11 protein-coding genes and 1 pseudogene are annotated in these 11,610 nt (G+C 62.1%); 9 read left to right on the top strand and 3 right to left on the bottom strand.

All coding sequences use genetic code 11. The features are described 5' to 3' along the window. Positions 1-31: 31 nt before the first annotated feature. A complete protein-coding gene (locus tag F6S08_RS04885; RefSeq protein ID WP_065924482.1) occupies positions 32-946 on the bottom strand; it encodes a DUF808 domain-containing protein in 915 nt (304 codons plus the stop codon). Positions 947-1,237: 291 nt separating this feature from the next. Here F6S08_RS04885 and F6S08_RS04880 point away from each other — a divergent pair, with 291 nt between their 5' ends. Continuing rightward, positions 1,238-1,843 carry a TetR/AcrR family transcriptional regulator gene (locus tag F6S08_RS04880; protein WP_065924481.1) on the top strand — a complete coding sequence of 202 codons (606 nt, stop codon included), beginning with the start codon at positions 1,238-1,240 and terminating at the stop codon, positions 1,841-1,843. Between the two features lie 213 nt (positions 1,844-2,056). On the opposite strand, the gene F6S08_RS04875 is transcribed toward F6S08_RS04880, so the two are convergent. Beyond that, complete coding sequence (locus F6S08_RS04875) at positions 2,057-2,497, bottom strand: GlcG/HbpS family heme-binding protein (protein WP_065924480.1); 441 nt, start codon at positions 2,495-2,497, stop codon at positions 2,057-2,059. Positions 2,498-2,753: 256 nt separating this feature from the next. Between F6S08_RS04875 and gcl the strand changes: the two genes are divergently transcribed. The 8 genes and pseudogenes from gcl to F6S08_RS04835 all read left to right on the top strand — a co-directional run bounded on the left by gcl (position 2,754) and on the right by F6S08_RS04835 (position 10,866). Beyond that, positions 2,754-4,529, top strand: coding sequence for a glyoxylate carboligase (gene gcl / locus F6S08_RS04870; protein ID WP_065924479.1), 1,776 nt, complete (start codon positions 2,754-2,756; stop codon positions 4,527-4,529). A gap of 10 nt (positions 4,530-4,539) precedes the next feature. After that, positions 4,540-5,322: a hydroxypyruvate isomerase gene (hyi, locus tag F6S08_RS04865; protein ID WP_315871343.1), complete on the top strand. Its 783-nt coding sequence runs from the start codon at positions 4,540-4,542 to the stop codon at positions 5,320-5,322. A gap of 170 nt (positions 5,323-5,492) precedes the next feature. Beyond that, a complete protein-coding gene (locus F6S08_RS04860; RefSeq protein WP_074844696.1) occupies positions 5,493-6,383 on the top strand; it encodes a 2-hydroxy-3-oxopropionate reductase in 891 nt (296 codons plus the stop codon). 55 nt (positions 6,384-6,438) lie between these two features. Then, positions 6,439-7,719 (top strand): glycerate kinase, encoded by a 1,281-nt coding sequence (locus tag F6S08_RS04855; protein WP_315871342.1) that lies wholly within the window; start codon positions 6,439-6,441, stop codon positions 7,717-7,719. Further along, positions 7,709-7,879, top strand: a pseudogene (locus tag F6S08_RS04850) (pyruvate kinase); the annotation flags it as partial. The gene F6S08_RS04855 and the pseudogene F6S08_RS04850, both read left to right, overlap by 11 nt. Before the next feature lie 154 nt (positions 7,880-8,033). Continuing rightward, positions 8,034-8,909, top strand: coding sequence for an urea transporter (locus F6S08_RS04845; RefSeq protein ID WP_065924474.1), 876 nt, complete (start codon positions 8,034-8,036; stop codon positions 8,907-8,909). A gap of 31 nt (positions 8,910-8,940) precedes the next feature. After that, a complete protein-coding gene (locus F6S08_RS04840; protein WP_065924473.1) occupies positions 8,941-9,765 on the top strand; it encodes an ion transporter in 825 nt (274 codons plus the stop codon). A gap of 96 nt (positions 9,766-9,861) precedes the next feature. Beyond that, the gene (locus F6S08_RS04835; protein WP_065924472.1) at positions 9,862-10,866 is read left to right on the top strand and encodes a sulfate ABC transporter substrate-binding protein; all 1,005 of its coding nucleotides are present in this window, start codon (positions 9,862-9,864) and stop codon (positions 10,864-10,866) included. A 55-nt stretch (positions 10,867-10,921) separates the two neighbouring features. Here the strand turns inward: F6S08_RS04835 and F6S08_RS04830 are convergent, their stop codons facing one another. Further along, the gene (locus tag F6S08_RS04830) at positions 10,922-11,536 is read right to left on the bottom strand and encodes a DUF5666 domain-containing protein (RefSeq protein ID WP_315871341.1); all 615 of its coding nucleotides are present in this window, start codon (positions 11,534-11,536) and stop codon (positions 10,922-10,924) included. Positions 11,537-11,610 lie beyond the last annotated feature (74 nt).

Below are 11,610 nucleotides of genomic sequence, written 5' to 3'. Positions count from 1 at the left end.
CGATTGAATGGCCTTTTTTTGTGGCGGCGATTTATGCCCTGAGCGCTTTCCAGCTCTTGCCCACCACGCTGACCACTGCCAATACCACCGCCCCGGCAATAATCCCCGCCACCGCATTCAGTAACGTCGGCATCAACCACGCCAATGCACCTGTGCTCTGGCTCACACCCTCGATCCAGTGATGCACCACCGGCACGCCATGGGTAAGGATGCCACCGCCGACCATGAACATCGCCGCCGTGCCGATCACCGACAGGCTCTTCATCATGTACGGCGCCGCGCGCAGGATGCCGCCACCGATACTGCGAGCCATCTGGCCAGGCTTCTGGGTAAGCCACAGGCCCAGGTCATCCAGCTTGACGATACCGGCCACCAGCCCGTAGACGCCGATGGTCATGACGATGGCGATGCCCGACAGGACAATCACTTGCTGCATCAACGGCGCATCGGCCACGGTGCCGAGGGTGATGGCGATGATTTCCGCAGAGAGGATGAAGTCGGTACGAATAGCGCCTTTGATCTTGTCCTTTTCAAAGGCCACCAGATCAGTAGCCGGGTTAGCCACCGCTTCAACCAACTGCGCATGGTCGGCCTGGACTTCAGCCTTGCTGTGCAGGAATTTATGCGCGAGCTTCTCGAAGCCTTCGAAACACAGGTAGGCGCCGCCGAGCATCAACAACGGTGTGACGGCCCAAGGGGCAAAGGCGCTGATCAACAGCGCAGTGGGCACCAGGATCAACTTGTTGATGAAGGACCCCTTGGCAACGGCCCATACCACCGGGATTTCCCGCTCGGCACGCACGCCGGAAACCTGCTGGGCGTTGAGCGCCAGGTCATCGCCGAGCACTCCGGCGGTTTTTTTTGCCGCTACTTTTGTCATCAGGGCAACGTCATCGAGTACTGCGGCGATGTCGTCGATCAACACCAACAAGCTGCTTCCTGCCATGAATCGGGCTTCCTTAAGAGAGGGATGGGCGGAGCATAACGCGGCGCAGGGCTTTGCGGGCACATTGTTGAGGCCCGCGGATAGCCGGTGCTACCATGCGCAACCGCCTGTCCTGGCAAGGAAACTCCCCGTGCTCAGTTTCATAGATACGTTTCTCTTTTGGCGAGTGGCTGTTGTCGTCAGGCAAGGAGCCGCGACGACTCATCGCTCGCTATGGGGAGGAGCGGCGACGCAGAATGGCGGCAACAGACGCCGTCAAAAAGAAACAGTATCTGTGAGACTGAGCACTTTATGAGCACCATTCGCGAGCGCAACAAAGAAAAGATCCTGCGGGCGGCGAGCGAGGAGTTTGCCGACAAGGGCTTCGCCGCGACCAAAACCAGCGACATCGCCGCCAAGGCCGGGCTGCCCAAGCCCAACGTCTATTACTACTTCAAGTCCAAGGACAACCTCTACCGCGAGGTGCTCGAAAGCATTATCGAGCCGATCCTGGCGGCGTCCACGCCGTTCAACCCCGAGGGCGAGCCTTCAGCGGTGCTGAGCAACTACATCCGCTCGAAAATCCGCATCTCCCGCGACCTGCCCTTCGCCTCCAAGGTGTTCGCCAGCGAAATCATGCATGGCGCACCGCACCTGAGTGCCGAGCAGGTCCAACAACTCAACGCCCAGGCCAAGCACAATATCGACTGCATCCAGAGCTGGGTGGATCGCGGGTTGATTGCAGCTATCGACCCTCATCACCTGATGTTCAGCATCTGGGCGGCGACGCAGACCTATGCGGATTTCGACTGGCAGATTTCCGCGGTGACCGGCAAAGCCAAGCTGGATGAGGCCGATTATGAAGCGGCGGCGCAGACGATTATCCGGTTGGTGCTCAAGGGCTGTGAACCCGACTGACACACTGAGGTGCCCCCGATGAGCATAAGTATCTACACAACTTCAGTAGGATAACGCGTAGCAGCTGTCGAGCCTTGGCGAGGCTGCGTTTGCGGCGCGTCTGACACACCGCCGACGCAGCCTCGCCAAGGCTCGACAGCTGCTACGCAGGGGGCTCGGCTCAAGATGTGTAGATACCTATGCCCCGATGAGGCCCTGATAGTCACTCAATGCTCAAGCTGACACCCCCGCATCCGCCCTCAACCCCAGCCCCTCGATCGCCGTGATCGCACACTGCTCATCAATATCCGACGTGTCCCCGCTGATCCCGATCGCCCCCAGTACCGCCCCCGCCTGATCCCGAATCAACACCCCACCCGGCGCCGGCACCACGCTGCCCTGCCCCAGGCTGTTCAACGCTGCGATAAACGCCGGCCGTTGCTGTGCGTCCAGCGCCAGCAAGCGCGAGCCCTTGCCCAGCGCAATCGCACCCCAGGCCTTGCCGATGGCAATCTGCGGGCGCAGCAGGCTGGCGCCGTCTTCGCGCTGCAGAGTGATCAAGTGGCCGCCGCAGTCGAGGACCGCAACGGTCAGCGGTGCGGCTGAGATCGTGCGCCCTGCGCTGAGGGCCTGGCCGGCCAGTTGGGTGGCAATCTTCAAGGTTAAAGCGCTCATGGTGCCGTCCTTCTTTTGTTATTGGGAAAGCGGTGGAAGTCTGTTCGATCAGATGCTCGACCAAACAAATAGAACACAATGACATTTATTTTTGTATACAATATTTTCAAACAAAGACTCCATACGTCGAAAAAAGCCGTTCCGACGAACGCAAAGACCAATCAATAAAATGGATTGACCTGCGCAGCCCGCCGTGAATACACTTTGGACAGACACCACTTGTATACAATTACAAAACGCAAGAGGCACCAAAATCATGAGCAAAATGAGAGCAATCGAAGCCGCCGTCCTCGTCATGCGCCGTGAAGGCGTGGACACCGCCTTCGGTATCCCAGGCGCTGCGATCAACCCGCTGTACTCAGCCTTGCAGAAGGTGGGTGGCATCGATCACGTCCTTGCTCGCCACGTTGAAGGCGCCTCGCACATGGCCGAGGGTTACACCCGCACCAAGGCCGGCAATATCGGCGTGTGCATCGGCACCTCGGGCCCGGCGGGCACCGACATGGTCACCGGCCTCTACAGCGCCTCGGCCGACTCGATCCCGATCCTGTGCATCACCGGCCAGGCGCCACGGGCCCGCATGCACAAGGAAGACTTCCAGGCCGTGGACATCACCAGCATCGTCAAGCCGGTGACCAAGTGGGCGACCACCGTCCTCGAGCCGGGCCAAGTGCCGTACGCGTTCCAGAAAGCTTTCTATGAAATGCGCTCCGGCCGCCCTGGCCCGGTGCTGATCGACCTGCCGTTCGATGTGCAGATGGCCGAGATCGAATTCGACATCGACGCCTACCAGCCGCTGCCACTGGCCAAGCCACTGGCCACGCGCATCCAGGTCGAAAAGGCCCTGGCCCTGCTGGATCAGGCGGAACGCCCGTTGCTGGTGAGCGGCGGTGGCGTGATCAACGCCGATGCCAGCGAGCTGCTGGTGGAGTTCGCCGAACTGACCGGCATCCCGGTGATCCCGACGCTGATGGGCTGGGGCACCATTCCCGACGATCACCCCCAGATGGTCGGCATGGTCGGCCTGCAGACGTCGCACCGCTACGGCAACGCAACGCTGCTCAAGTCCGACGTGGTGCTGGGGATCGGTAACCGTTGGGCCAACCGCCACACCGGTTCAGTGGAGGTATACACCGAAGGGCGTAAATTCATTCACGTCGACATCGAGCCAACCCAGATTGGTCGCGTATTCACCCCGGACCTGGGCATCGTGTCCGACGCCGGCTCCGCGCTGACGATGTTCATTGAAGTGGCCCGCGAGTGGAAAGCCGCCGGCAAGCTCAAGGACCGCAGTGCCTGGCTGCATGACTGCCAGCAGCGCAAGGCGACCCTGCAGCGCAAGACCCACTTCGACAACGTGCCGGTCAAGCCGCAACGGGTGTACGAAGAGATGAACCAGGTGTTCGGCAAAGACACCTGCTACGTCAGCACCATCGGCCTGTCGCAGATTGCCGGCGCGCAGTTCCTGCATGTGTACAAGCCCCGCCACTGGATCAACTGCGGCCAGGCCGGCCCGTTGGGCTGGACCATTCCGGCGGCGCTGGGCGTGGTCAAGGCCGACCCGAGCCGCAAGGTGGTGGCGCTGTCCGGCGACTATGACTTCCAGTTCATGATCGAAGAGCTGGCGGTGGGCGCACAGTTCAAGCTGCCGTACATCCATGTAGTGGTGAACAACTCCTACCTGGGGCTGATCCGCCAGGCCCAGCGCGGGTTTGAAATGGACTACTGCGTGCAGTTGTCTTTCGACAACCTCAACGCTCCCGAGCTGAACGGCTATGGCGTCGACCACGTCGCAGTTGCCGAAGGCCTGGGTTGCAAGGCCCTGCGCGTGTTCGAACCGGGACAGATCGCGCCGGCGTTGCGCAAGGCCGAACAAATGATCGAGGAGTTCAAGGTACCGGTGATCGTCGAGATCATTCTGGAGCGCGTGACCAATATTTCCATGGGCACCGAAATCAACGCCGTCAACGAATTCGAAGACCTGGCCCTGGTCGGCAACGATGCACCGACTGCCATTTCCCTGCTCGATTAAGGAGAACCCTATGCCGCGCTTTGCCGCCAACCTGTCCATGCTGTTTACCGAGCAGGACTTTCTCGCTCGCTTCAAAGCCGCTGCCGATGCCGGTTTCCAGGGTGTCGAGTACCTGTTCCCCTACGAATTCAGCTCGGCTGACATCAAGGCCCAGCTCGACGCCCACGGCCTGACCCAGGTGCTGTTCAACCTGCCGGCCGGTGACTGGGCCAAGGGCGAACGCGGCCTGGCGTGCCACACGGACCGGGTCGAGGAATTCCGTGCTGGGGTCACGCTGGCCATCGCCTACGCCCAGGTGCTGGGCAATACCCAGATCAACTGCCTGGCGGGGATTCGGCCCCAGGGTGTGGATGATGAAACCGTGGAAAAGACCTTTGTCGCCAACCTCAAGTACGCCGCCGACAAGCTGCAGGCGGCGGGCATCAAGCTGGTGATGGAAGCGATCAACACCCGCGACATTCCGGGTTTCTACCTCAACAACACTGCACAGGCCCTGTCGATTCGCGAACAGGTGGGCAGTGACAACCTGTTCCTGCAGTACGACATCTACCACATGCAAATCATGGAAGGCGACCTGGCCCGGACCATGGCGGCGCACCTGGAGGAGATCAATCACATCCAGCTGGCGGACAACCCTGGGCGCAATGAGCCGGGAACCGGGGAGATCAACTACCGCTTCCTGTTCGAACATCTGGACCGCATCGGGTACGCGGGTTGGGTCGGCTGTGAATACAAGCCGCTGACCACCACCGAAGCGGGTTTGGGCTGGCTTAAAGCCCACAACACCATCTAACCGACACCACACAAAACCTTGTGGGAGGGGGCTTGCTGTGGTGAGGGGGGCTTTACCACTGACCCCATGGGGCTGCTACGCAGCCAGAGCGGGACAAGCCCGCTCACCACAACAAGCCCGCTCACCACAGCAAGCCCAGCGCCCACAGAGAATAAAAAGAGGACTTCATCATGGCTAAAATCGGATTTATCGGCACCGGCATCATGGGCCAGCCCATGGCCGCGAACCTGCAGAAAGCCGGTCATCAACTGTTTCTTTCCGAACACCACGGCAAGGCGCCGGCCGAGCTGATCAGCGCCGGCGCCGTGGCCCTGGCCACCCCGCAGCAAGTGGCCCAGGAAGCCGAGTTCATTATCGTAATGGTCCCCGACACGCCGCAGGTCGACGACGTGCTGTTCCGTGCCGACGGTGTGGCGGCGGGCCTGTCGCCGAACAAGGTGGTGATCGACATGAGTTCGATCTCTCCCACGGCCACCAAGGCGTTTGCGGCGAAGATCAACGAGCACGGCGCGCAGTACCTCGACGCCCCGGTGTCCGGCGGAGAAGTCGGCGCCAAGGCCGGGACCTTGAGCATCATGGTCGGTGGCGAACCACAGGCCTTCGAACGCGCCCTGCCGCTGTTCCAGAGCATGGGCAAGAACATCACCCTGGTGGGCGGCAATGGCGATGGCCAGACCGCCAAAGTGGCCAACCAGATCATCGTCGCGCTGAATATCCAGGCGGTGGCCGAAGCGCTGCTGTTCGCCTCCAGGAACGGCGCCGACCCGGCCAAGGTGCGTGAAGCGCTGATGGGCGGCTTTGCCTCGTCGAAGATCCTCGAAGTGCATGGCGAACGCATGATCAAGGGCACCTTCGATCCGGGTTTCCGCATCAACCTGCACCAGAAGGACCTGAACCTGGCCCTGGCCGGTGCCAGGGAACTGGGGATCAACCTGCCGAACACCGCCGGCACCCAGCAGGTGTTCAGCACCTGCGCGGCGCTTGGTGGCGGGAATTGGGACCACTCGGCGCTGATCAAGGGATTGGAGCATATGGCGAACTTCTCGATTCGCGATAAGTAACCCCCCTTTGAAAGGGCTGCACCTCTAATAACAAAAATCCCCCGGGAGCCCGCTTATGTCGGTCGATCCGCAACACCTGCTTCGCGAGCTGTTTGCCACAGCCATCGACGCCGCCCACCCCCGGCACGTCCTCGAACCCTGCCTGCCCGCCGACCGCAGCGGCCGCGTGATCGTGATCGGCGCCGGCAAGGCGGCCGCCGCCATGGCGCTGGTCGTCGAGAATTGCTGGCAAGGCGAAGTCTCAGGCCTGGTGGTCACCCGCTACGGCCACGGCGCCCCTTGCCAGAAAATCGAAGTGGTCGAAGCCGCCCACCCGGTGCCCGATGCCGCCGGCCTTGCGGTGGCCAAGCGCGTGCTGGAATTGATCAGCAACCTGGGCGAAGACGACCGGGTGATCTTCCTGCTCTCCGGCGGCGGCTCGGCACTCCTGGCACTGCCTGCCGAAGGCATCAGCCTGGCCGACAAGCAGGCCATCAACAAAGCCCTGCTCAAATCCGGCGCCACCATTGGCGAGATGAATTGCGTACGCAAGCACCTCTCGGCAATCAAGGGCGGTCGGCTGGCAAAGGCGGCCTGGCCGGCCACGGTCTACACCTACGCGATTTCCGATGTGCCGGGCGACCAGGCCACGGTCATCGCCTCCGGCCCCACGGTCGGCGACCCCAGCACCTCGCAACAGGCCCTGACGATCCTCAAGCGCTATGGCATCGACGCACCGGCCGCCGTGCGCAGCTGGTTGCAGAATCCAGCCTCGGAAACCGTCAAGCCCGGCGACCCGGTACTCGCCCGCAGCCACTTCCAACTGATCGCGCGCCCGCAACAATCCCTGGAAGCGGTGGCGGTGAAAGCGCGCCAGGCCGGTTTCAGCCCACTGATCCTCGGCGACCTGGAAGGCGAAGCGCGGGACGTGGCCAAAGTGCACGCCGGCATCGCGCGGCAAATCGTGCAGCACGGCCAGCCGCTGGCGGCGCCATGCGTGATCCTTTCCGGCGGTGAAACCACCGTCACCGTGCGCGGCAACGGCCGTGGCGGGCGCAACGCCGAATTCCTGTTGAGCCTTACCGACAGCCTCAAAGGCCTGCCGGGCGTGTACGCCCTGGCCGGCGACACCGACGGCATCGACGGCTCGGAAGACAACGCCGGCGCAATCATGACCCCGTGCAGCTATGCGCGCGCCGAAGCCCTGGGCCTGTCGGCCAGCGACGAGCTGGATAACAACAACGGTTATGGCTACTTCGCCGCCCTCGACGGCTTGATCGTTACCGAGCCGACCCGCACCAATGTCAATGACGTGCGCGCCATCCTGATCCTTGAGACTGCCCGCCATGACGCCTGACAAGAAGGTCAAGATCCTCGCCACCCTGGGCCCGGCCACCGACGGTATCGACGACATCCGCGAGCTGGTGCAAGCCGGGGTGAATATCTTTCGCCTCAACTTCAGCCACGGTGAGCATGCCGATCACGCCCGGCGTTACCACTGGATTCGCCAGGTGGATGAAGTGGTTCCACGGCGCTGGAGATTGCCCAGGCCCAGGGCATGGCGCAGCGCGGGCAGACGGGGTCGACCAACTCCTTGCGTATAGAGACGCTGATCTAGCGCCTGTAGAGGCCCCCCGATGGGCCCAACTCGGTCCCACTGACTCACTAAAAATGCACACCCCAACCTGCCCCGACTGGGCCGAAGCCCTGCTCAACGGCTTCAGCCAGATCTTCCTGCAACGCCATCCGTTGTGCGGCCTGCTGTGCCTGTTGGCGATCCTGATCGGCGCCCCGGCCTTGCTCGGCGGTGCGCTGCTGGGTGGGGTCGCCGGGTTGCTCACGGCCCAGCGTCGCGACTATCCCAAGGCCGAGCGCCAGGCTGGACTCTATAGCTACAACGGCGTGCTGCTTGGTTTGCTGATCAGCCAGCATTTCGCCTGGTCGGCCTTGTTGCCACCGCTGATCCTCGCGTGCGGCGGCTTGAGCGCGATCCTCACGCGGCAGTGGCTGAAACACGCCAGTCGGCCGCACGACCTGCCCGCCTACACCGCGCCCTTTGTCGGCCTGGGCTGGCTGCTGCTGGGCAGCGTCCCACACAGTGCCTTCGCCCTCGGCGAGCCCGATACCCTGGCGGTGCTCGGCGCGCCGTTCACCGGCCTCGCGCAAATCATGCTGCTGGACCAGCCGCTGGCGGGCGCGCTGATTGCCCTCGGCCTGTGGCTGGCGAACCGGCGTGCCGCGGTCTGGGCCGTGATCGGCGCCAGCAGCGGCGTAATGATCGCCTTGCTGCTGGACGACACCAGCGCCGCCCTCCTCGGCCTGCACAGCTACAACCCGGCTCTCGCGGCCCTGGCGCTGAGCCAGGCACGGCGCCAACCCTGGCTGCCGCTGCTCGGCATCCTGCTGGCGATCCTTCTCACACCGGGCTTTGCTGCCCTGCATCTGCCGGCACTCACCGCGCCGTTTGTCCTTGCCTGCTGGCTGGTACTCGCCGGCGCCCGAATACTCAGGAAACCCCGCATGGACAGCCCCTTCGAATCCCCCTAGGCTTGCTCGATATTCGATTCAGGCGGGCTTTATGGACAGCAACAACGACTGGCGTCAGCGGCTCTACGTCATGGTTTTTCAAAGCGACACCGTCGCCGGGCGGCGCTTTGACGGCATCCTGCTGTTGATCATCCTCGCCAGCCTGGTGATCGTGATGCTCGACAGCATCGACCAGGTCCACCAGAACTACGCCGATGTGCTGGCCTACATTGAATGGGGCTTCACCCTGATCTTCCTGATCGAGTACGGGTTGCGCCTGTACTGCTCGCCCAAGCCGTTGCGCTACGCCTTCAGCTTTTACGGGCTGGTGGATCTGCTCGCCATCGTGCCCGGCATCCTTGCGCTGTACTACAGCGACGCGCAGTACCTGCTGATCATCCGCATCATCCGGATGCTGCGGATTTTCCGCGTGCTCAAGCTCAGCCCGTACCTCAAGCAGGCCAACTACCTGATGGCGGCGCTGCGCGGCAGCAAGCAGAAGATCGTGGTGTTCCTGGTGAGCGTGTGCACCCTGGTCACGGTGTTCGGTACCTTGATGTATGTGATCGAAGGCCCGGAGCACGGCTTCACCAGTATCCCCAAGGGCATCTATTGGGCGATCGTGACGCTGACCACCGTGGGCTTTGGCGATATCGTGCCCAAGACGCCGTTGGGCCAGGTTATTTCGTCGCTGGTGATGATCACCGGTTACTCGATCATCGCCGTGCCCACGGGGATTTTTACTGCCGAGCTGGCCAGTGCCATGCGCGGTGAGCAACTGCAACACGACTGCCCGGTGTGCAGGAAAAACAGCCACGAGCCCAACGCGGCGTTCTGTTCGCGCTGCGGCAGCAATCTTTTTAAGAAAGTGGAATAAGCAAAGTTCTTTTTAATCTTTAAGCGACTAAGTGCCCCCGGCTATAGTCGCTGGCAATGTGCCTCCCCTCTTCTCCCGAACAACAAGGAATGAGCAGTGAAAAAACTCGTAAGCGCCTCTCTCCTGGCCGCCGGCCTTGCCCTGGCGGGCGCCGTCCAGGCCGCCCCGGTCACTCTGCTCAACGTCTCCTACGACGTGATGCGCGATTTCTACAAGGACTACAACGCCGCCTTCCAGAAGCACTGGGAGGCCGAGCACCCGAACGACAAGCTGACCCTGCAGATGTCCTTCGGCGGTTCCAGCAAACAAGCGCGCTCGGTGATCGACGGCCTGCCGGCTGACGTGATTACCATGAACATGGCCACCGACATCAACGCTCTGGTCGACAACGGCAAACTGGTGCCGGACGACTGGGTCACCCGCCTGCCGAACAACAGCGCGCCGTTTACCTCGGCCACCGTGTTCATCGTGCGCAAGGGCAACCCGAAAGCCCTGAAAGACTGGCCTGACCTGTTGAAAGAGGGCGTGCAGGTGATCGTGCCCAACCCGAAAACCTCGGGTAACGGCCGCTACACCTACCTGTCGGCCTGGGGTTATGTGCTCAAGAACGGCGGCGATGAAGACAAGGCCAAGGCCTTTGTCGGCAAGCTGTTCAAACAGGCGCCCGTGCTGGACACCGGTGGCCGCGCCGCCACCACCACGTTCATGACCAACCAGATCGGCGACGTGCTGGTGACCTTCGAGAACGAAGCGGAAATGATCGCGCGTGAATTCGGCCGTGACCAGTTCGAAGTGATCTACCCAAGCGTCTCCGCCGAAGCCGAGCCGCCGGTGTCGGTGGTGGATAAAGTGGTCGAGAAGAAAGGCACCCGCGTGGCGGCTGAAGACTACCTGAAGTACCTGTGGTCGCCGCAAGGCCAGGAAATCGCCGCCAACAACTACCTGCGCCCGCGTGACCCGAAGGTGCTGGCCAAGTACACCGACCGCTTCCCGAAAGTCGACTTCCTGTCGGTGGAGAAGACCTTTGGTGACTGGCGCACCGTGCAGAAAACCCACTTCAATGATGGTGGGGTTTTCGACCAGATCTACTCCGGTCAGTAACTGACAAATGTGGGAGGAGGCTCGCCCCTCCCACATTTAGATCTGGGTTTTGCAGCTACATCGGCGGTGTCACGCCATCCTTGCCGGCTGAGATGGCTTGGGCCGTGATTTTCCCATCCGCCCCCTGCGCGGCAAACAACACCACCTTCACCCCCGGCTTGAGCAAGCTGCGGTCCCCCGGTTCCAGGTTGACGATCGGCACATCCTCCGGCACCACGATCTTCTGTTCGCCGCCTTTGTATTTCACGATCAACGTCCGCCCTTTGCTGACCACCAGGTCGCCGACGGTGCCGTTGGTCATGCTGCTGCCTTCCTTCAGGTCAAACGCCCGATGCCCGTCCCCCGTGCCAGCCATGGCTGGCGGGAACACATGCACTTCCAGCGCCGTGAGAGTACCGTCGGCGTTGGGCATGGCGGCCGAGCCGATGTAGCTGCCGGGTTTTATTTCGTCGATCCTGGCCAGGGTAACGGCGCGCACCTGGGTATCCTTGGTCAGGTGCACGGTGACGTCTTCACCGCTGTTGACCTTGACCTGCATCGCATCCCCGTCCATCGCGGTGATTGCCCCGCGTACGCCTACGCGCGGGGCATCGGCGGCATTGGCCAGGCCCAGGGCCATTGCAGCAGCGAGGCTTGAAGCCAGGAGTATCTTGTTGAACGTGATTTTCATGGCGCTGGATTTCCTGTTTCAGCAGTTGTTTCTGAATGTATCATCACCCGGCATAAGTGATATCACCACAAACG

It is taken from the genome of Pseudomonas sp. JV449 (assembly GCF_032424295.1).
GTDB classification, from domain to species: domain Bacteria; phylum Pseudomonadota; class Gammaproteobacteria; order Pseudomonadales; family Pseudomonadaceae; genus Aquipseudomonas; species Aquipseudomonas marginalis.
Note: the sequence above shows the minus strand (reverse complement) of the source record. Positions and strands in the feature narration are given on the sequence as shown.